This is a genomic window from Pseudomonas sp. PF05 (genome assembly GCF_056521845.1).
Genome location: NZ_JBWLPW010000011.1, coordinates 19937 through 41600, shown reverse-complemented (window position 1 = coordinate 41600; position 21664 = coordinate 19937). Strand labels below are relative to the sequence as shown.

The window sequence follows — 21664 nt, the reverse complement described above, 5'->3', positions numbered from 1 at the left end:
CTCCCGCGCCGCACCTGAGCCGGGTGCAGAGCAGGGACCCTTCATGATCACCAGCAAGTTGCCGAATGTCGGCATCACGATTTTCACCCAGATGTCCCAGCTCGCCGCGCAGACGGGCGCGCTGAACCTGTCCCAGGGGTTTCCTGATTTCGATGGCCCGCAGGCCCTGCGCGATGCGGTCGGCCGGCACATTGCCCAAGGTCATAACCAATACTCGCCCATGACCGGCCTGCCGGCGCTGCGCCAGCAGATCGCTGCGAAGATCGCCCGCTGCTACGGCGCCAGTGTCGATGCCGATCAGGAAGTCACCGTGACCCCCGGCGCGACCCAGGCGATTTTCTGTGCCATCGCGGCGGTGGTCCACAGCGGCGACGAAGTGATCGTCTTCGACCCCAGCTACGACAGCTACGAGCCTGCCGTGCAATTGGCCGGCGGGCATTGCGTGCACGTGCCATTGGGCCTGGATGACTTCGCCATCGACTTCGAGAAGCTCGGCCAAGCCCTGAGCCCGCGTACGCGCATGATCATCCTCAATTCGCCGCACAACCCCAGTGGCGCCTTGATCAGTCACGCCGAGCTGGATCAATTGGCCACGCTGATTCGTGACCGTGATATCTACCTGGTCAGCGACGAGGTCTACGAGCACCTGGTGTTCGACGGCGTCGCCCACGCCAGCGTCCTGGCCCATGAAGAGCTGTACCGCCGCGCCTTCGTGGTCAGTTCGTTCGGCAAGACCTACCACGTCACCGGCTGGAAAACCGGCTACGTGGTGGCGCCAGCGGCCCTGACGGCGGAGCTGCGCAAGGTGCACCAGTACGTCAGCTTCTGCGGCGTGACGCCGTTGCAGTACGCCTTGGCTGACTATATGGCCGAGCATCCGGAACACGTCGATGAATTGCCGGACTTCTACCAGGCCAAGCGCGACCTGTTCTGCGATCTGCTGGCGCCGTCGCGGTTCAGCTTCAAGCGCGTGACCGGCACTTATTTCCAGTTGGTGGACTATTCGCAGATTCGCCCGGACCTGAATGACGTCGAGATGGCGCTGTGGATGACCCGTGAGCACGGCGTGGCGACGATTCCGATCTCGGTGTTCTACCAGCACCCACCACAAGGCCAGCGCCTGGTGCGCCTGTGCTTTGCCAAGCGTGAGGAGACGCTGCGCGAAGCGGCGGAAAAACTATGCGTGATTTGAGTACATTGCCAGACCTCGACATTGCCCTGGTCCAGACCACCCTGGCCTGGCACGACCGCCGGGCCAACCTGGAACATTTCCAAGCGCTGCTCGAGCAGGCGCGCGGGGTTGACCTGATCATCCTCCCAGAGATGTTCACCACGGGTTTCTCCATGGAGTCCGAGACCCTGGCGGAGCCGGAGAGCGGCCCGACGCGCCAATGGCTCAAGGTCCAGGCGGCGAAGCTGGACGCGGTGATCACCGGCAGTGTGATCATCCAGGCCGCTGACGGCAGCCATCGCAATCGCCTGCTTTGGGCGCGCCCGGATGGAGAAGTGCTGCATTACGACAAGCGCCACCTGTTTCGCATGGCGGGGGAGCACAACCACTACACCCCGGGTGAGCGACAAGTGCTGTTCGAGCTCAAGGGCTGGCGGATTCGTCCGCTGATTTGCTACGACCTGCGCTTTCCAGTCTGGAGCCGCGACGCCGAGGACACCGACCTGCTGCTGTACACCGCCAACTGGCCCGGAGCGCGGCGTCTGCACTGGAACCGGCTGTTGCCGGCCCGGGCGATCGAGAACCTGTGCTACGTGGCGGCGGTGAACCGAGTCGGTACTGACGGCAAGGGCTTTGCCTACACCGGTGACAGCCAGGTGCTGGATTTCCAGGGCGAAACCCTGCTCAGCACTGGCGAAGCGGATGGTGTGTTCAAGGTGTGTTTGAGCGCGACGGACCTGGCGGCCTACCGCACGCGGTTTCCGGCGAACCTGGATGCCGATCGGTTCGAATTCATCTGATTGAAACGATTCAGCCCTTCAGGAACGGGGTTGCGTGCCGATAACCGGTCAGCCAAGGAGAAGTCCCTATGACCAGTATCAGCGCAACCACCGTCAATCCTTATCCATCGTCAGCTCCCAAAGTCTCCATTCGCGGAGCTGAAGAAGAGAAAGCGGCCAGTCCAGTGGCATCGACTGATAGCAGTGAAGACAAAGACAAGAAACTGGAAGTCGACACCAGTGGCGCGAATATCGCAGGTGCGGGTGGCAGCAGCGGCAGCAGCGATGTCATCGAACAACTGAAGAAGCAGATCGAACAGACCGAGAAGTTGCTGGCCGAACAGCAAGCCCAGTTGGCACGGGTGCAAAAAAGCCGCGCCGATGAGGAGCAAAAAGCTCAGGAAACCATGGCGATCCAGACTCAGATCATGGCGACCCAAGCCACATTGCAGACCCTGCAGGCCGCGCTGTTGCAGGCGATGACTGTTTCGATCGATACCCATGCCTGACATCCCTGCCGTCTGGTAGGGCCCCTTCGCGAGCAAGCCCGCTCCCACAGTGGACCTGCGGCGGACACAAATTTTGTGCCCGCCAGGAAACGCCTGTGGGAGCGGGCTTGCTCGCGAAGGCGTCGGAACAGCCCGCCCAAAATCAAGCCAAACAAAAAGGCCCCGGGGTTCTCACCCCAGGGCCTTTTTGCATTTCAGCCGAACGATCAGGCCGCTTTGGCTTCCGGCTGGCTCAGGGAACGGTTCAGTGCACTGAACAGCGCCTTGAAGCTGGCAGTGGTGATGTTTTCATCGATGCCCACGCCGTGCACTGCACGCTCGCCGTTGACCCGCAGTTCGATGTACGCCGCCGCCTTGGCATTGGTGCCGGCGCCGATGGCGTGTTCGTTGTAGTCCATGATCTCCACCGGAACTGGCAGGCCGGCCACCAGCGCTTCCAGCGCGCCGTTGCCCTTGCCGCGCCAGTGCAGGTTGGTCTCGCCCTGACCCTTGCTCGCCACTTCCACTTCCACGGCGCTGTTGCCGTTTTCTTCCTGCAGGCGATGGCTGACAAGCGCGTACGGGGTGTTGGCTTGCAGGTATTCACGCTGCAGCAAGGCGTGGATCTGCTGGGCGGTCATTTCCAGGCCCAGGCGATCGGTTTCGCGCTGTACCACCTGGCTGAACTCGATCTGCATGCGACGCGGCAGGCTGATGCCGTATTCCTGTTCCAGCAGGTAGGCGATACCGCCCTTGCCCGACTGGCTGTTGACGCGAATCACCGCCTCGTAGCTGCGGCCGATGTCGGCCGGGTCGATCGGCAGGTACGGCACTTCCCACAGGGCGTCCGATTTCTGCTGGGCGAAGCCCTTGCGGATGGCATCCTGGTGCGAGCCGGAGAATGCAGTGTGGACCAGGTCGCCAACGTACGGATGACGCGGGTGCACCGGGATCTGGTTGCATTCCTCGACCACTTTGCGCACGCCGTCGATGTCGGAGAAGTCCAGCTCAGGGTTGATGCCCTGGGTGTAGAGGTTCAGCGCCACGGTCACCAGGTCGACGTTACCGGTGCGCTCGCCGTTGCCGAACAGGCAGCCTTCGACGCGGTCGGCACCGGCCATCAGGCCCAGTTCGGTAGCGGCCACGCCGGTGCCACGGTCGTTGTGGGTGTGCAGGCTGATGAGCACGCTGTCACGACGGGTAATGTTGCGGTGGAACCACTCGATCTGGTCGGCATAGATGTTCGGGGTGGCGACTTCCACGGTAGCGGGCAGGTTGAGGATCACCTTGCGCTCGGGCGTCGGGTTCCAGACTTCGATCACCGCATCACAGACTTCCTTGGCGAACTCAAGCTCAGTGGCGCTGAAAGTCTCTGGCGAGTACTCGAACTGCCACTGGGTTTCCGGCTGCTGCGCGGCGTATTTGACGAACAGCTTGGCCGCGTTCACCGCGATTTCCTTCACGCCTTCCTTGTCCTGGTTGAACACGATGCGGCGGAACGACGGGCAGGTGGCGTTGTACAGGTGGACGATGGCCTTTTTGGCGCCGCGCAGGGATTCGAACGTGCGGGCGATCAGGTCTTCACGGGCCTGGGTCAGCACCTGGATGGTGGTGTCGTCCGGGATGTGGCCTTCTTCGATGAGGGTGCGCACGAAGTCGAAGTCGGTCTGCGAAGCGGCCGGGAACGATGCTTCGATTTCCTTCACGCCCACCGCGACGAGGGTTTTCCAGAAGCGCAGCTTCTTGACCGCGTCCATTGGCTCGATCAGCGACTGGTTGCCGTCGCGCAGGTCGGAGCTGCACCAGATCGGCGCGGCGGTGATGGTCTTCGACGGCCAGGTGCGATCCGGCAGGTTGATGGTCGGGAAGGCACGGTATTTGGAAGACGGGTCTTTGAGCATGCTCATGGGAAAGTCCTTTATTGTCGTGGCCGGAAAAAGGCGGCCTGCCGGTGGTTCGAATGGGGGTGGCTTCACAGCCGGGACGAGGTGCCGCGATTCAGCCCGGCAGTCGTGCGCTGACGAGGCACAGGCTGCGGTGCTGGCGAAGCTGAATGAGGGTGTGAGAGGTTTTCATGCCCTCAACCCTAACCGCGCGGAAGGCGGATCGCAAGCAGTCGGAAAAAATTGAGATAAGTTCTGTTTTTAGGCGGGTTTGCGAGATTTAATCGCGTGAATATGAGGTATTTGTAGTTTTATTGCGTCGATGCTTGCCACTCGGCAATCCATGACGAAGAGTTACGATGCCGCTGGCCCGTTCGCGAGCAAGCCCGCGAAGAGGCCAGTAGCCTCACCGCAAAAACTCAGGGCTGGAAAGCGCCGATAAAGATCGCCGGATCCACCCGCGCATCGTTCAGGCTGATGTTCCAGTGCATGTGCGGGCCGGTTGCGCGGCCGGTGGCACCGACCTTGCCCACCACGGTGCCCCGGGCCAGTTGCTGGCCGACCTTCACGTCGATCTTCGACATGTGGCAGAACATGCTGATGAAGCCTTGGCCATGGTCGACGAACACGGTGTTGCCATTGAAGAAGTAATTGCCGATGAGGATCACCTTGCCGGCGGCCGGGGTCTTGATCGGCGTGCCAGCGGGGACGGCGAAGTCCAGGCCGGCGTGGGGGTTGCGTTCTTCGCCGTTGAAGAAGCGCCGCACGCCGAACTTGCTCGACATCGGACCATTGACCGGTTTGTCCAGCAGCAGGTTGCTGGGGATGTTCGGACTGAAGCGGCGGTAGGCCTTCAGTTGCACCGCCAGTTCGGCGTTGATGCGTTTGAGGTCCGCCGGGTTCGGATTGACCTGGCGCTTGTTCTTCAGGGTGATGTGTTGCTCGGGGTACTTTTTATAGCCGACCACGAACGGGTGGGTGCCGCCGCCGCTGCTGATCCGCTGGGTGCCGGGCTGGACCGTCAGCGGTATACCGACAATCGCCAGCCAGTTGTCCTGTTCCTTGACCACCAGCACTGGCTTGCCCTGGTAACTGGCTTTCGGTGCCTTGGCCGCGCTGCCCAGGTCCACCACGGCCACGCCACCGGGCACCGGCTTGTTCAGCAGGCGGGTGATGTAACTGTCGGCGTGGGCGTTGAAGGTCAGGCACAGCAAGAGCAAGGGGGCGAGATATCGCGGCATGAATCAATCCAGTAAAGAAAGGGTGACCGGCGTCAGGTGATTGTCTTCGACCCGTACCAGCAATTGGCCTTCGCCGAGCTTGGCGGTCAGGCGCTGGCCGGTCTGGGTTTGTCCGGCACTGCGGATCGCATGGCCGCGCTCGTCCAGCAAAATGCTGTAGCCCCGGCCGAGGGTCGCCAGGGGGCTGACGATGTGCAGCGTCTGCATCTGGTTGTGCAATTGCACGCGGCGTGTTTTCAGGCCTTCGCGCATGGCCCGGGGCAGGCGTTCGGCCAGGCTGTCCAGGCGCTGGCGCAGCAACGCCAATTGCCGGCCGGGGTGTTGCCCGGCCAAGCGGGTTTCCAGGCGGATCAGGCGTTCGCGGCGGGTATTGAGGCTGCGTTCGAACGCCCGGCGCATGCGCATATCCAGGTCGTCGAGGCGCTGGGCTTGCTGGCGCAGGCGTTCACCGGGGTGGCGCAGGCGCCGGGTGAGGCCTTCGAGGCGCAGTTGATCGCGCATCAGCCGGTCACGCATGCGCATCACCAGCCGCCGGTGCAGGCTTTCGACCCGGCGCACCAGATCACCGGCATCCGGTGCGAGCAGTTCGGCGGCGGCGGACGGGGTCGGGGCACGTACGTCAGCGACGAAATCGCTGATGGATACGTCGGTTTCATGGCCCACGGCGCTGACGATCGGCGTGACGCAGGCATCCACGGCCCGGGCCACGGCTTCTTCGTTGAAGCACCACAAGTCTTCCAGCGAACCGCCGCCCCGGGCCAGGATCAGCGCATCGAAACCACGGGCGTCGGCCAGCTTCAGGGCACGGACGATTTGCGCGGTGGCTTCGCGGCCTTGCACGGCGGTGGGGATCAGCGTCAGGGCGATCTGCGGCGCGCGGCGGCGGAACACGCTGATGATGTCGCGGATCACCGCGCCCGTGGGTGAACTGATGATGCCGATGCGTTGTGGATGGGCCGGCAACGGCACCTTGCGCTCGGCACTGAACAGGCCCTCGGCACCGAGCTTTTCCTTCAAGGCATCGAAGGCCATGCGCAGCGCACCATCGCCGGCCGGCTCGACGGTGTCGAGGATCAGTTGATAGTCGCCACGGCCTTCGAACAGCGAGACCTTGCCGCGCACTTTCACCGCCAGCCCGTCCTTCAAGGCCTGGCGCACCCGCGCGGCATTCTGCCGGAACAGCGCGCAACGCACCTGGGCGCCACTGTCCTTGAGGGTGAAGTACACATGGCCGGAGGCCGGACGGGCGAGGTTGGAGATTTCGCCCTCGACCCAGATGTTGCTGAACACGTCTTCGAGCAACACCCGCGCACGGCCGTTGAGCTGGCTGACAGTCAGGACCTCGCGGTCCAGGCCCAGTCGGGCAAAGGGATCTTTAATCATGGGCGGCATGATAAGGGTATTCGCCGCTCAATCTCCATGCTCACCGAAAAACCTTCCGAGAGCCGGCCCTGTACAATGCTCCATTCCCTTGGTTTCGATGTGGGCGCCGGCTTGCTCGTCGCCACCAATAGATTCACCGCAGGATGTTCCATGAACTCGCAAAGCATCATCGTCCCGAAAATTTCCACCCTGCCGGTCCACGAGCCTCGGGCCCGGGCGATTGTGCGCTGGCTGGTGCGCAAGAATATCGTCGAAGAACAACTGACCACCTGTGGGCGCACCGGCAATCGCATGGCCCACGCGATCGCTCCCGGTGCTCGCGAGGTGGTCTTGCACCCCGAAGCCTTGCCATTCGGTGAACCAGTCAATGGCCTGGAGATCATCACCAAGCGCTGCATCTATACGCCGGCCAAGGGCTTTCTCGAAGAAGCCGGTTGCGCCGAGTGCCGCAAGGAGGTCGGCGAAGCGCTGTTCGAAAGCCTGGAAGACTGGATGCCGGCGCGCACCGACAACTTCACCTGCCCCGAATGTGGCCATGAAGACGACATCAACGGCTTCCTGTTCCTGCAGCCCTGCGGCTTTTCCAACCTGGGGTTCATCTTCAACAACTGGCTGGAGGCGGGGTTCAAGCAGGACTTTCTCGATGAATTCGCCGATTGGCTCGATCAGCCGGTGAGTTGGGTGAAGGTGGAACTGTAGTCAAGCGCCGATCGGTTTTCCGTAGGAGCTGGCGAAGCCTGCGATCTTTTGACTTTTAAGCGTTAATCAGGGCGCTGAAGATCAAAAGATCGCAGGCTTCGCCAGCTCCTACAGTAGGCACCAGATCTCCGAATATCAGTAATGCCAATATAGACAGAGTTTTACATTGAGCCAGACGGGGTGCATGAGTATAATGGCGCGCTTCCATTTTCCCGCTCGGGAGCCCCCGCGATGCTGCGTATCAGCCAAGAAGCTCTGACCTTCGACGACATTCTCCTAGTGCCCGGTTATTCCGAAGTACTGCCTAACGAAGTCAGTCTCAAAACCCGTCTCACCCGTGGCATCGAACTGAATATCCCCCTGGTTTCCGCCGCCATGGACACCGTGACCGAAGCCCGTCTGGCCATTGCCATGGCCCAGGAAGGCGGTATCGGTATCATCCACAAGAACATGACCATCGAACAGCAGGCCGCCGAAGTGCGCAAGGTCAAGCGGTTCGAGGCTGGCGTGGTCAAGGATCCGATCACCATCGAGGCTGACGCCACGGTCCGGGATCTGTTCGAACTGACCCGCATGCACAACATCTCCGGCGTTCCGGTGCTGCACGATGGCGACCTGGTCGGCATCGTCACCTCCCGCGACGTGCGTTTCGAGAATCGCCTGGATGCCACCGTCCGTGAAGTGATGACGCCTAAAGAGCGCCTGGTCACGGTCAAGGAAGGCATTAACAAGGACGAAGTCCGCGAGTTGCTGCACAAGCACCGCATCGAGCGCGTGCTGATCGTCGACGACAAATTCGCCCTCAAGGGCATGATGACCGTCAACGACATCGAAAAAGCCAAGGCCTACCCGCTGGCCAGCAAGGACGACCAAGGTCGTCTGCGCGTCGGCGCTGCGGTCGGCACCGGCAAGGACACGGGTGATCGTGTCGCCGCCCTGGTCAATGCCGGCGTTGACGTGGTGGTGGTCGACACCGCCCACGGCCACTCCAAAGGCGTGATCGACCGCGTTCGCTGGGTCAAGCAGAACTTCCCTGACGTGCAGGTGATCGGCGGCAACATCGCCACCGGCGCTGCCGCCAAGGCCCTGGCCGAAGCCGGCGCCGATGCGGTCAAGGTCGGTATCGGCCCTGGCTCGATCTGCACCACCCGTATCGTCGCTGGCGTCGGCGTGCCGCAGATCAGCGCCATCGCCAACGTCGCCGCTGCCCTTGAAGGCACCGGCGTGCCGTTGATCGCCGACGGCGGCATCCGCTTCTCCGGTGACCTGTCCAAGGCCATCGTCGCCGGTGCCTACTGCGTGATGATGGGTTCGATGTTCGCCGGTACCGAAGAAGCACCGGGCGAGATCGAACTGTTCCAGGGCCGTAGCTACAAGGCCTATCGCGGCATGGGTTCGCTGGGCGCCATGTCCCAGGCCCAGGGCTCTTCCGACCGTTACTTCCAGGACTCCTCCGCGGGTGCCGAGAAGCTGGTGCCGGAAGGCATCGAAGGTCGCGTGCCGTACAAAGGCACCCTGAGCGCCATCATCCATCAACTGATGGGCGGCCTGCGTTCTTCCATGGGCTACACCGGCAGCGCCAACATCGAAGAGATGCGCACCAAGCCTGAATTCGTGCGTATCACCGGCGCTGGCATGGCCGAGTCCCATGTCCACGACGTGCAGATCACCAAGGAAGCGCCGAACTACCGCGTAGGTTAAGGCCTTCAGCAAAACGTTAATCACCGGGGCTGTTCATTCAGCCCCGAGTTGTTTCTGATTCACTACATGAGAATGAGTCATGGCCCTCGACATTCACGCTCACCGCATCCTGATCCTCGACTTCGGTTCCCAGTACACCCAGCTGATCGCCCGCCGCGTGCGTGAAATCGGTGTGTATTGCGAATTGCATCCGTTCGACATGGATGACGAAGCGATTCGCGAATTCGCGCCTAAAGGCGTCATCCTCGCCGGCGGCCCCGAGTCCGTGCACGAAGCCGACAGCCCGCGCTGCCCGCAAGCCGTATTCGACCTGGGCGTGCCCGTCTTCGGTATCTGCTACGGCATGCAGACCATGGCTGAGCAATTGGGCGGCAAGGTCGAAGGTTCGGACCTGCGTGAATTCGGTTATGCCCGCGTTGACGTAGTCGGCAAGAGCCGCCTGTTGGACGGCATCGAGGACCACGTCGACGCCGACGGCCTGTTCGGCCTGGACGTGTGGATGAGCCACGGTGACAAAGTCACCAAGATGCCGGAAGACTTCCACATCCTGGCCAGCACCCCGAGCTGCCCGATTGCCGGCATGTTCAACGATGATCGTCGCTACTACGGCGTGCAGTTCCACCCTGAAGTGACCCACACCAAACAGGGCGGCCGCATCCTGTCGCGCTTCATCCTCGACATCTGCGAGTGTGAAGCCCTGTGGACCCCGTCGAAAATCGCTGAAGACGCCATCGCCCAAGTCCGCGCCCAGGTTGGCACCGACAACGTGCTGCTGGGCCTGTCTGGCGGTGTGGACTCCTCGGTGGTTGCCGCGCTGCTGCACAAGGCCATTGGCGACCAGCTGACCTGCGTCTTCGTCGACAACGGCTTGCTGCGTCTGCACGAAGGCGAGCAAGTGATGGCCATGTTCGCCGAGAACATGGGCGTGAAAGTGATCCGCGCCAACGCCGAAGAGCAGTTCCTGAACAACCTGGCCGGCGAGTCCGACCCGGAGAAGAAGCGCAAGATCATCGGCCGTACCTTCATCGACGTGTTCGATGCCGAGTCCTGCAAGCTGGACAACATCAAGTACCTGGCCCAGGGCACCATCTACCCCGACGTGATCGAGTCGGCCGGCGCCAAGAGCGGCAAGGCCCACGTGATCAAGTCCCACCACAACGTCGGTGGCCTGCCGGAAGAGATGAACCTCAAGCTGGTCGAGCCGCTGCGCGAACTGTTCAAGGACGAAGTGCGTCGCCTCGGCCTGGAGCTGGGCCTGCCCTACGACATGGTCTACCGCCACCCATTCCCGGGCCCGGGCCTGGGCGTGCGGATCCTCGGTGAAGTGAAGAAGGAATACGCCGACCTGCTGCGTCGCGCTGACCACATCTTCATCGAAGAATTGCGCAAGGCCGACTGGTACCACAAGGTCAGCCAGGCGTTCGTGGTGTTCCAACCGGTGAAATCGGTGGGCGTGGTCGGCGATGGCCGTCGCTACGCCTGGGTCGTGGCCCTGCGTGCCGTGGAAACCATCGACTTCATGACCGCGCGCTGGGCGCACCTGCCGTATGAACTGCTGGAAACCGTTTCCGGGCGGATCATCAATGAGATCGAAGGTATTTCTCGCGTGACGTATGACGTGTCGAGCAAGCCGCCGGCGACGATTGAGTGGGAGTGAGTCAGGCCTAAGTATTGATACCGCTGACGGCCGCTATTGGCTTCGGCGCCTGCCTTGAACAAAAGCCCTGTGGATAACTTCCACAGGGCTTTTTCATTTTTACTGACCAATCCAGTCTTCCTCTGGCTTCCAACTGCAATGACAGACCGTAACGGTGTTGGGAGGGCAGTGCCGTCACCTCTCGCTACGATTACCCGCCTTAGCGTGCACCGGGAAACGCTTATCATCGGCTGCAGCCCATGGGCCGTCGGCCAAGTTAATTGAGGTTGCGCCTGATTTGGTTGGGCTGACCGACGTTGCTGAGATCGTCGGTGTGTCTCGGCAGAACATGCGCAAGCTGATGTTGGCCCATCCAAGCAGCTTCCCGACGCCGGTGCACGAGGGGAGTGCATCTATCTGGCATTTGGCGGACGTGCTGACCTGGCTGCAGGCCAAGGGCAGCTATTCGCTTACCAAGAATGTGTTGGATGTGGCCCAGGTGGCGTTGCAGGTCAACGTTGCGAAAGAAGGCCGACGGTTACTTGGTATGGCTTCCGAAGAGTTGGACGCTTTGGTTGGGTGACAGACATCTCAGCCTCTCCTCAGTTTGACGAGCCGGTTGTCAGGAGTAATCGTTTTTGTGCGCGGCTCTTGTTATCTAATCGTTTTTTTACAACCTTAACCGTTAGCTACAAGATCAGGTGCACGACATCATTTCTGGAATGCCCGTGCTGCAACAGGTCGGAGTATGAGCCGAAATCGTTGATGCCGTTTCGCGGGCGTTTGAGGAGGGCGGTGGAGCGGGTGTTGCTGTGATCGATCGATATCGTCCGGGAAAACCTGTCGACCGCTGAAGTCCTTCAGACTTACGTATTAGAGAAACTGTGATCGAATCAAATCCGTGTGACCCATATCCACACGGATTTTTGTGTTCACCGCCGCGCCACATCCGAAAAATAAAACTTATCCAGCGTATGTCGCGATTCGGTGTACTCGAACTGTCGGCCGTCCTGGAGAAAGGTCTGGTTGCTGACCACGATCACATGGCTCTGGCCGTCGAGGTCCAGGTGCTGCTGATCGTCCTTGCCGCAGCGGACTGCTTCGATGGTGCGCTGGGCGTAGGCGATTTGCAGGTGCAGGGTCTGTTCGATGAAGGCGTAGATCGACTGCACGGCGATGTCGCGGGTCAGGCCGGGGATCACGTCGCTGACGAAGTGGTTGATGTCCAGGATCACGCGCTTGCCGTCGATTCGCCGGACCCGCTTGATGCGGGTGATCGGGCTTCCGGCGGGCGCCTTGATGTGCTCGAGCAGGGCGCCTTCCAAAGGTAGCTGGCTGAATTCGACCACTTCGGTGCTGACATCGTTGCCCAGGCGCGGGTAGGTCTCCTGGAAGCTGACGATGCCGCCGAGCTGGAATTCGATGGGCTGGGTCGACAGCACGAAGGTGCCCTTGCCATGGATCTTCTGGGCGAAGCCGCGCTCCTGGAGTTGTTCGATGGCTTTGCGCACCGTGCCACGGCTGGCCTGATAGCTGTCCATCAGTTCGGTTTCGGAGGGCAGGCGGGCGCCTCGCTCCAGGCGTTCGGTGGTAATGCTGGTCAGCAGATCGTTGTAGATCTGGTTGTATTTGCTCATGGGGAGGGCTCTGTACCGCGCTGTTCACCGGGGCGGAACCTTACGGGCCAAGTGGGGGATTTGTCCATTCGGCTGTCATCATTTGACGACAGGAGCGTAGGACGTTTCCCGGTTTTTCGGGGGGGCATCATAAACAAAAACAAAACTCGTCTGTACGAGTTGTTGATTTAACTCGTACAGACGAGTACTTTGCCTTCCACGTGCTGTCGACTCTCAATAACAAGAATGACGCGGAAGAAAAAAGCATGAGCCACGATTACTCCAAAATCGCCAGCGAGCTGCTGCAAAGCTTGGGTGGCGTTGACAATATCGAGCAGGCGGCCCATTGCGTGACGCGCCTGCGCCTGTCACTCAAGGACGCGGCCCGGGTGGACAGTGCCACGCTGAACCAGATCGACCTGGTCAAGGGTTCGTTTTTTACCGGTGGCCTGTTCCAGGTGGTCATTGGCCCGGGCGAGGTGGAAAAGGTCTATGCCGCCCTGCGCGAGCTGACCGGCCTGGCTGCCGCGACCATTGCCGACGTCAAGCGCCAGGGGGCGCAGAAGGGCAACGGCATGCAGCGCCTGGTGCGGGTGCTGTCCGATGTGTTCATGCCCATCCTGCCTGCCCTGGTGATCGCCGGCCTGCTGATGGGCATCAACAACCTGCTGGGCGCCAAGGGCATGTTCATTGCCGGGCAGACGTTGCTCGATGCCTATCCGAACCTGGATGGCGTCTGGAGCCTGATCAACCTCATGGCCAATACCTCCTTCGTCTTTCTCCCGGCCCTGGTGGGCTGGTCGGCGGCCAAGCGTTTCGGGGGCAGTGAGATCCTCGGCATCGTGCTGGGCCTGATGCTCGTCCACCCGGACCTGCTCAACGCGTGGAACTATGGCAAGGCCGTGGCGGGGTTGGAAGGCCAGAGCCTGCCGTACTTCGACATCTTCGGCTGGTTCCGGATCGAGAAAGTCGGCTACCAGGGGCAGATCCTGCCGATCCTGCTGGCGGCCTATGTCATGAGCGTGATCGAGAAGTGGTTGCGGGCCAGGGTGCCCAACGCCATCCAGTTGCTCGTGATCCCCATCACCACCATCGTCATCACCGGTGTGCTGGCCCTCGCCATCATCGGTCCGGTCACCCGGCACCTGGGCATCCTGATTACCGAAGGCATGGTGGCGCTGTTCGACCTGGCGCCGGTGATTGGCGGGGCGATTTTCGGCCTGCTCTATGCGCCGCTGGTGGTGACCGGCATGCACCACATGTTCCTGGCGGTGGACCTGCAATTGATCTCGACCCAGGGCGGCACCTTCATCTGGCCGATGATCGTCATGTCCAACCTGGCCCAGGGCAGCGCGGCGCTGGCGGTGTTCTATATGACACGCAATGCGCGGGACAAGAGCATGGCGTCCACCTCGGCGATTTCCGCTTATTTCGGCATCACCGAACCGGCCATGTTCGGCGTCAACCTGCGCTACAAATTCCCCTTCTATTGCGCCCTGGCCGGCTCGGCCCTGGGCTGCATTTTCCTGTCGCTGAACAAGATCAAGGCCTCGGCGATTGGCGTCGGGGGGCTGCCGGGTTTTATTTCGATCGTGCCTGACTACATACCGATGTTCGTGATCGGCATGGTCATCGCCATGAGCGTCCCTTTTGCCCTGACCTGCGCGTTGAGCATGAGGATCGTCCGGCCGGGGTATCGCGTGGCCTGACACCTGTGGGCGCCGGGCTTGCCCGCGATGAGGCCCGCCAGACCAGTACCAAACTGATTGAAGGAATCTCGCCATGCAAGACTGGCAACGCTCAGTGATCTACCAGATTTATCCGAAGAGTTTCTACAGCCATGGCGGCCAGGCTACTGGTGACTTGCGAGGGGTGGTGGACAAGCTCGACTACTTGCACTGGCTGGGTGTGGATTACCTGTGGCTGACGCCGTTCCTGCGTTCGCCGCAACGGGACAACGGCTACGACATCAGCGACTACTACGCCATCGATCCTAGCTACGGCACCATGGCCGATTGCGAGTTATTGATTGCCGAAGCGAGCAAGCGCGGTATCAAGTTGATGCTCGACATCGTGGTCAATCACACGTCCATCGAGCATCCCTGGTTCCAGGCTGCCCGCAGCAGCCTCGATAACCCGTACCGCGATTTCTATATCTGGCGGGACCAGCCGAACAACTGGGAATCCAAGTTCGGCGGCTCGGCCTGGGAGTACGAAGCGCAGACCGGCCAGTATTACCTGCACCTGTTCGACCACACCCAGGCTGACCTGAATTGGGACAACCCCCAGGTGCGCGCCGAAGTGTTCAAGATGATGCGTTTCTGGCGGGACAAGGGCGTCGGCGGCTTTCGTCTCGATGTGATCAACCTGATCTCCAAGCCGAACGACTTCCCTGACGACCACACCGACGGCCGGCGTTTCTACACCGACGGCCCCAACGTACACCGCTACTTGCAGGAAATGCATCGGGAAGTGTTCGAGGGCTTCGACCTGATCAACGTCGGCGAGATGTCGTCCACCAGCCTTGAACACTGTGTTCGTTATTCGTGCCCGACGTCCCGTGAGCTGTCGATGACGTTCAATTTCCATCACTTGAAAGTGGATTACCCGAACCTGCAAAAGTGGGTGCGGGCCGACTTCGATTTTCTCGAACTCAAACGCATCCTGTCCGACTGGCAAGTCGGCATGCAGGCCGGTGACGGTTGGAATGCGTTGTTCTGGTGTAACCACGACCAGCCGCGGGTAGTGTCGCGGTTCGGCGATGACGGTGAGTACCGCGCGCCTTCGGCGAAGATGCTTGCCACGGCGTTGCACTTTCTCCAGGGCACCCCGTTCGTGTATCAGGGCGAGGAGTTGGGGATGACCAATCCGGGCTTCGAGCACATCGAGCAGTATCGCGATGTGGAAACCCTGAACATCTATCGCCTCAAGCGCAACGCCGGGGTGCCGGAAGCCGAGGCCATGGCGCCGATCATGCAGAAGTCCCGTGACAACGGGCGCACGCCGATGCAATGGAATGCCGGGCCGAACGCAGGTTTCAGCCGGGCCGAACCCTGGATCGGCGTACCCGCCAACGCCGCATTCATCAACGTCGAGCAGCAACAGCAAGACTCGACCTCGGTGCTGCATTACTACCGTCAATTGATCGCCCTGCGTCGCAGCGAAGCCTTGATCCAGGACGGCGTCTACCGCCTGCTATTGCCCGAACATCCGCACGTATGGGCTTACCTGCGCGAAGGGCAGGGGGAGCGCCTGCTGGTGGTCAGCCATTTTTATGGAGGCGAGTGCGACGTGGAACTGCCCGAAGGGATTCTCACCCATGGCACGAAACAACGCTGGGTGATCGGCAACTACGAGGCCGGCGAGCACCGATGCCGACGGCTGCGCCTGCGGCCCTACGAGTCGTTTGTGTTGCACCTGAGCGACTGAATAAAGACTTCCCCTGACCCAGGCAATGCCTGACAGCGAACACGTTGCGCCAGACGCATCGTGAGCCCTTTGTCGCCAGCCAGATGGCGGCCAAGGGGGGAAGTCATGAAGCGAAAAACAATAAGAAATAATGGAGAGGCGTATGAAAACAATAATAAACCGTGGCCTTGCCGCGTCCTGTATCTGCCTGGCGCTGCCGTTCCCGGTCCAGGCGCTGGAGTTCTCCGGTTATCTGCGCAGCGGTGTCGGCAGTGCGACCAATGGCCGTTCCCAATCCTGCTTCCAGTTGCCTGGTGCGCAGACTAAATATCGGTTGGGCAATGAATGCGAGCAGTACGGGGAACTGGAACTGCGCCAGGATCTTTTCACCCTCGACGACGGCTCGGTGTTGAGCGTGGACGGCATGGCATCGCTGTACAACCGCTATGACCGCACGCCGACTTTCCAGGGCGAAAACGGCTCGGCCCGCATGCCGCAGATGTATGCCCAATGGTCGAACATGCCCAGCCTGAACGGCGGGTCGCTGTGGGCCGGTCGGCGTTACTACAAACGTAACGACATCCATATCTCGGATTTCTACTACTGGAACCAGAGTGCTACCGGTGGCGGGATCGAGGACGTGCTGATCGGCGGATTGAAATACAGCTACGCCTTCTCGCGCAAGGACAACCTGTACCAGAAAGACCCGGTCAACCGGCATGACTTCAACGTCGCCGGTTTCAAGACCAACCCCGGCGGCGAGCTGGAATTTGGCCTGAGCTTTATCGACCGGGCGGACCATCGCGACGCCCATCGTGGCTGGGCCCTGACCGCCCAGCATGTGCAGCAGGACTTCCTGGGTGGGAAGAATAAACTGGCCTTGCAATATGGCGAGGGCCCCGGCACCGGGCTGGGTTATACCGGCGACACTGGGCTGGACGACAGCAACAAGAGCTATCGTCTGGTGGAGTTCTTCGATTGGCAGGTCACGCCGCGTTTCGGCGGGCAGGTGCAGGCGGTGTACCAGAAGGACATCCGCCCCGATGGCGCCGACCAGAACTGGCTGTCGTTGGGGGTTCGCCCGGCGTACGCCATCACCGATCAATTCAAGCTGGTGGCCGAACTGGGCCATGACCAGGTACAGGCCAGCGATGGAACACGCAAGCTGAGCAAATTCACCTTTGCGCCCACCTGGTCGCCCAAGGGCCCGGAATTCTGGGCTCGCCCGGAAATACGCCTCTACTACACCTACGCCAGTTGGAACGAGGCGGCCAAGCGTGCAGCCAATGAACTGGCAGCCGGCTCGGCGCTGTCGGACACCGGTGTTTTTGGCGGTGCGCGACATGGTTCCAACGTGGGCCTGCAGGTCGAATACTGGTGGAAATGACCCGTGTAGCGCGGGTTGCTGATCGCTGCGTGCCCGCAATGCCAAAAAGAACAGACAGCAGCAGGTGAAGTCTCATGAACACAACGCAACCTTTGCAATTGCTCGCACCGCTGTCCGGTGTCCTGATGCCCTTGGACAGCGTGCCGGACCCAGTCTTTTCCAGCCGTGTGGTGGGGGATGGCATCTGCATCGATCCGACCTCGCAGACCCTTTGCGCGCCGCTTTCCGGTGTCATCGGCACGCTTCAGGACAGCGCCCATGCGGTAAGTGTCACCGCTGACAACGGCGTCCAGGTGCTGATGCACATTGGCCTGGACACGGTCAATCTGGCGGGCAAGGGGTTCACCTCGCGGGTGACCATGGGGCAACGGGTCGAAGCCGGCCAGCCGCTGATCGATTTCGATGCCGACTACATCGCCTTGCACGCGCGCAGCCTGTTGACGCTGATGCTGGTGGTCAGCGGGGAACCTTTCAGCCTGCTTGGGGACGAGGCGAGCTGTATCGAGAGCGGTGCTCCGTTGTTGCGTGTGTGCTCGGCGGAACAAGGGCTCGTCGACGAGGCGCAGCAGGGCTCGGTGCTGTTTTCCAGGCCGCTGATCGTACCCAATGAAAGTGGCCTGCATGCCCGTCCTGCCGCGGTGTTCGCCCAGGCGGCCAAGGGGTTTGATGCCAAGATCCAACTGCATAAGCAGCAAGCCAGCGCCAACGCCAAATCACTGGTCGCGGTCATGGCGTTGCAGACGGCCAAGGGCGACAGCGTGCAGGTCAGCGCCGCTGGCCCTCAGGCCAGACAGGCCATCGAAGCGTTGGAGCAATTGCTGCTGTCCGGGTGTGGCGAGACAGTGCAAGCGCCCCTGACGTTGGCGCCGACCATCATCGTCGAGCCATCGATACCTGGCCGGCTGCGAGGTGTCTGCGCGTCGCCCGGTTCAGCGTTTGGCGAAGTGGTCCAGATCGCCTCCCAGGTGTTGGACATCGAGGAGGTGGGGGCAGGTATCGAGGCTGAACAGGAAGCCCTGGACCAAGCACTGGAGCAAGCTACGCACGCCTTGAAGGCATTGCAGGACGAGGCGGCGGGCAGTGTCCAGGCGCAGATTTTTCGCGCCCATCAAGAGTTGCTGGAAGACCCCACTTTGCTCGATCAGGCCCAAGCCTTGATCGGCGAGGGCAAGAGCGCGGCGTTCGCCTGGAAAACCGCCACCGAGGCGAGCGCTGCGCTGTTCCAGCAATTGGGCAGTGCTTTGCTGGCCGAGCGTGCAGCGGACCTGGCCGATGTCGGGCAACGGGTGCTCAAGCTGATCCTGGGGGTACAAGACAACGCCTGGCACCTGCCTGAACAGGCGATCCTGGTGGCCGAGCAACTGACGCCGTCCCAGACCGCCAGCCTTGACACCTCTCGCATCGCCGGTTTCGTCACCGTGGGCGGTGGCGCCACCAGCCATGTCGCGATCCTCGCCCGGGCGCTGGGCCTGCCCTCGTTGTGTGGCGTGGCGCACCCCGTGCTGGCCCTGGATAACGGCACCCGGGTGTTGCTGGACGCCGACGATGGCGAATTGCACGTGAGTCCGGATCAGGCCCTGGTCGAGCAACTCCAGGCCACTCGCGACCGGCAGCGCCAGCGGCATCAGCGTGACCTCGAACAATCGGCCCAGGCGGCGCGTACGCTGGACGGTCATCGAGTCGAGGTCAGTGCCAATGTCGGGTCGCTGCGGGACGTGGAGCAGGCCATCAGCCTGGGCGGCGAAGGTGTCGGGCTGTTGCGCTCCGAGCTGCTTTACCTGGATCGCGCGCACCCACCTGGCCATGACGAGCAAGCGGCCCTGTACCGCGCCGTCGCCCAGGCCCTTGGCGCCGAGCGCAATCTGGTGGTACGTACCCTGGACGTGGGCGGGGACAAGCCGCTGGCCTATGTGCCGATGGCTCATGAGGCCAATCCATTCCTCGGTATGCGCGGTATTCGCCTGTGCCTGGAGCGCCCCCAGCTGCTGCGCGAGCAGTTCCGGGCCATTCTTGCCTGTTCGGGGCTGGCGCGGCTGCACATCATGCTGCCCATGGTCACGCAACTGGCGGAGCTGCGCCTGGCGCGGCAGATGCTGGACGAAGAGGTTCGCCACCTGGGACTCAAGCAGGCGCCGAAGCTGGGCATCATGATCGAAGTGCCGGCGGCGGCGTTGATGGCCGACCTGTTCGCCCCAGAAGTGGATTTCTTCTCCATCGGCACCAATGACCTGACCCAATACACCCTGGCCATGGACCGTGACCACCCACGCCTGGCCAGTCAGGCCGACGGCCTGCATCCGTCGGTGTTGCGCCTGATCGCCCGTACGACCGAAGCCGCTCACGCTCATGGCAAATGGGTCGGGGTGTGTGGCGCACTGGCATCGGAACCCCTGGCGGTACCGGTATTGTTGGGGTTGGGCGTGGATGAGTTATCGGTCAGTGTGCCGCTGATTCCGGCGATCAAGGCCTGCGTGCGTGAATGGAACCTGAGCCAATGCCGCACGCTGGCTCAACAGGCCTTGGGCCAGGAAAGCGCCGAGCAGGTGCGTGACCTCCTGCGTACTCACTCATCCACGGCCACTTCGGCCACCCTGGCCATGGAGCATTGAACATGTTCGACAGACTACAACAGGCGTTCTGGAAAGCCCTGACTCCGGACCTGATACCGGAAGAACCCACGCTGCCGGTCTCGGTGGAGGGGCCGGCGCCAGCCATCATCGCCGCGTTGGGCGGTGCGGATAACCTCAAGTCCCATCAGCCCGTGGCACTGACGCGGCTGCGGGTGGAACTGCGGGATATGGCGCGGATCGACCGGACGGGCCTGAGCGCCGCCGGTGTGACGGGGGTGATGATGCTGGACAACGGCGTGGTGCATCTGATCACCGGCCTGCAAGGCTGAACCGTCGTAACGGCGGTTCGGGGGTGCTGCATAGGAGCTGTAGGAACCGTAGGAACTGTAGGAACTGTAGGAACCGTAGGAGCTGTAGGAGCTGTCGAGTGCAACGAGGCTGCGATCTTTCCCCTGACACTTGAATCTCAAGAGAAAGCTCAAGATCAAGATCAAAAGATCGCAGCCTTCGGCAGCTCCTACACGCAACCCAGCGGGAGCAAGCGCTAATGGAAAGTCCCTCCCGGATCTGGCCAGCCTAGTGCAACGTGGCGACGGACCGGCGGAACAGCATCAGGCTCATCGTGAGAAATGTCACCCCCATCACCATGACCGTCAGGAACTCTTTCCAGACGATATCCAGATTTGCCCCTCGAAACACGATCGCTTGCGTGAAAGCTACATAGTGTCGCGAAGGGAAAAACCACGTCACGTACTGGACCCATTGCGGCTGACTCTCGATCGGCGACATACCTCCCGACAGCATCATCATCGGCATCACCGTCATGATCATCAAAAGGGCGAACTGCGCCATGGTGCGGGCGAGCGTGCCCAGGAAGATGCCGATCGCTGCCGTGGCGAAGACGTAGATGACCGTTCCAAGTACCAGCAGACTGCGTGAGCCGGCGATCGGCACATCGAGCAGATCCTCGATCACGAATAAAAGTGAGCAGATGAAGGCGATGACGATCACCAATCCATTCGCCCACACCTTGGCGAGGGCAATTTCGAAGGCCGTGAGCGGCATCACCAGCAAGTGCTCGATCGTGCCATGCTCGCGCTCGCGCAAGAGCGCCGCGCCGGTCAGGATAATGATCAGCATCGACAGGTGGTCGGCGAGGCTGACGACCGCACGGAACCAGGATTGCGTGCCGTTTGGATTGAAGGCGCGACGGATGACCAGATCGGAAGACAGGCCGCTGGTGCGCTTTATCGCCTGCCGATAGCGGTTGACCTCGTTGGTCACCATGCTCTGGATGTAGCCGGCGCCCAAGGACGCCTGCTGGACCGCAGTGGCGTCCACGTTAACCTGGACTTCCACATCGCGCCCCTTGCGCACGTCCGCTTCAAAGCGCGGAGCAATGACCACGACAAAGGTGTAGAGACCTTTGTCCATGGCGCGGTCGATATCGGCGGCGTCAATCATTTTGGGCGCTTGGAAATAAGGCGGATAGAACAACCCGGCAATCGATCGCGAGAGGCTGGAATGGTCTTCGTCAACGAACGCCAGGGCGGCGTTATTGACGGTCTCGCCGCCTCCGGTCGACTGCATGTAGATACTGAAGCCGAAGGACCAGATGATGAACAGGATCATCATCATGTCTTTGGAAAGAATGCGCAGCTCCTTGGTGCCGAGCCAGAACAGGTTGGAGAGGCTGCGCACG

Annotated in this window: 16 protein-coding genes and 1 pseudogene; 12 read left to right on the top strand and 5 right to left on the bottom strand. The window is 61.5% G+C overall.

Annotated elements, in window-relative coordinates:
- Positions 1-43: 43 nt before the first annotated feature.
- From AC09SL_RS18770 to AC09SL_RS18760, 3 genes are all read left to right on the top strand, one after another.
- Positions 44-1192, top strand: a complete 1149-nt coding sequence (locus tag AC09SL_RS18770; RefSeq protein WP_058542535.1) for a pyridoxal phosphate-dependent aminotransferase — start codon at positions 44-46, stop codon at positions 1190-1192.
- Positions 1180-1971: an amidohydrolase gene (locus AC09SL_RS18765; protein WP_058542543.1), complete on the top strand. Its 792-nt coding sequence runs from the start codon at positions 1180-1182 to the stop codon at positions 1969-1971. Before AC09SL_RS18770 ends, AC09SL_RS18765 begins: the two co-directional genes overlap by 13 nt.
- Before the next feature lie 68 nt (positions 1972-2039).
- The gene (locus tag AC09SL_RS18760; RefSeq protein ID WP_058542536.1) at positions 2040-2459 is read left to right on the top strand and encodes a hypothetical protein; all 420 of its coding nucleotides are present in this window, start codon (positions 2040-2042) and stop codon (positions 2457-2459) included.
- Positions 2460-2665: 206 nt separating this feature from the next.
- Here the strand turns inward: AC09SL_RS18760 and leuA are convergent, their stop codons facing one another.
- The 3 genes from leuA to xseA form a co-directional block, all read right to left on the bottom strand.
- On the bottom strand, positions 2666-4345 hold the full coding sequence (gene leuA, locus AC09SL_RS18755) for a 2-isopropylmalate synthase (protein WP_058542537.1): 1680 nt from the start codon (positions 4343-4345) through the stop codon (positions 2666-2668).
- 395 nt (positions 4346-4740) lie between these two features.
- On the bottom strand, positions 4741-5562 hold the full coding sequence (locus AC09SL_RS18750) for a peptidoglycan DD-metalloendopeptidase family protein (RefSeq protein WP_058542538.1): 822 nt from the start codon (positions 5560-5562) through the stop codon (positions 4741-4743).
- A gap of 3 nt (positions 5563-5565) precedes the next feature.
- Positions 5566-6945, bottom strand: a complete 1380-nt coding sequence (gene xseA / locus AC09SL_RS18745; protein WP_058542539.1) for an exodeoxyribonuclease VII large subunit — start codon at positions 6943-6945, stop codon at positions 5566-5568.
- Positions 6946-7095: 150 nt separating this feature from the next.
- Here xseA and AC09SL_RS18740 point away from each other — a divergent pair, with 150 nt between their 5' ends.
- The 4 genes and pseudogenes from AC09SL_RS18740 to AC09SL_RS18725 form a co-directional block, all read left to right on the top strand.
- On the top strand, positions 7096-7644 hold the full coding sequence (locus AC09SL_RS18740; protein ID WP_058542540.1) for a hypothetical protein: 549 nt from the start codon (positions 7096-7098) through the stop codon (positions 7642-7644).
- A gap of 231 nt (positions 7645-7875) precedes the next feature.
- Positions 7876-9345 carry an IMP dehydrogenase gene (gene guaB, locus AC09SL_RS18735; RefSeq protein WP_058542541.1) on the top strand — a complete coding sequence of 490 codons (1470 nt, stop codon included), beginning with the start codon at positions 7876-7878 and terminating at the stop codon, positions 9343-9345.
- Between the two features lie 79 nt (positions 9346-9424).
- A complete protein-coding gene (guaA, locus tag AC09SL_RS18730; protein WP_058542542.1) occupies positions 9425-11002 on the top strand; it encodes a glutamine-hydrolyzing GMP synthase in 1578 nt (525 codons plus the stop codon).
- 244 nt (positions 11003-11246) lie between these two features.
- Positions 11247-11564: pseudogene (locus AC09SL_RS18725) on the top strand (helix-turn-helix transcriptional regulator); the annotation flags it as partial.
- 349 nt (positions 11565-11913) lie between these two features.
- Here AC09SL_RS18725 and treR read toward each other — a convergent pair.
- The gene (gene treR / locus AC09SL_RS18720; RefSeq protein ID WP_057448412.1) at positions 11914-12618 is read right to left on the bottom strand and encodes a trehalose operon repressor; all 705 of its coding nucleotides are present in this window, start codon (positions 12616-12618) and stop codon (positions 11914-11916) included.
- 245 nt (positions 12619-12863) lie between these two features.
- Here treR and treP point away from each other — a divergent pair, with 245 nt between their 5' ends.
- The 5 genes from treP (at position 12864) to AC09SL_RS18695 (ending at position 20291) form a co-directional block, all read left to right on the top strand.
- Positions 12864-14306: a PTS system trehalose-specific EIIBC component gene (gene treP / locus AC09SL_RS18715; RefSeq protein ID WP_064107082.1), complete on the top strand. Its 1443-nt coding sequence runs from the start codon at positions 12864-12866 to the stop codon at positions 14304-14306.
- A 73-nt stretch (positions 14307-14379) separates the two neighbouring features.
- The gene (treC, locus tag AC09SL_RS18710; protein WP_058546176.1) at positions 14380-16026 is read left to right on the top strand and encodes an alpha,alpha-phosphotrehalase; all 1647 of its coding nucleotides are present in this window, start codon (positions 14380-14382) and stop codon (positions 16024-16026) included.
- 142 nt (positions 16027-16168) lie between these two features.
- A complete protein-coding gene (locus AC09SL_RS18705) occupies positions 16169-17392 on the top strand; it encodes a maltoporin (protein WP_058546175.1) in 1224 nt (407 codons plus the stop codon).
- 74 nt (positions 17393-17466) lie between these two features.
- A complete protein-coding gene (ptsP, locus tag AC09SL_RS18700) occupies positions 17467-20001 on the top strand; it encodes a phosphoenolpyruvate--protein phosphotransferase (RefSeq protein WP_058546174.1) in 2535 nt (844 codons plus the stop codon).
- Positions 20002-20003: 2 nt separating this feature from the next.
- On the top strand, positions 20004-20291 hold the full coding sequence (locus tag AC09SL_RS18695) for a PTS sugar transporter subunit IIB (protein ID WP_058546173.1): 288 nt from the start codon (positions 20004-20006) through the stop codon (positions 20289-20291).
- Positions 20292-20538: 247 nt separating this feature from the next.
- Here AC09SL_RS18695 and AC09SL_RS18690 read toward each other — a convergent pair whose 3' ends face one another.
- Positions 20539-21663 (bottom strand): ABC transporter permease, encoded by a 1125-nt coding sequence (locus AC09SL_RS18690; RefSeq protein ID WP_058546172.1) that lies wholly within the window; start codon positions 21661-21663, stop codon positions 20539-20541.
- Between the last annotated feature and the right edge of the window lies 1 nt (position 21664).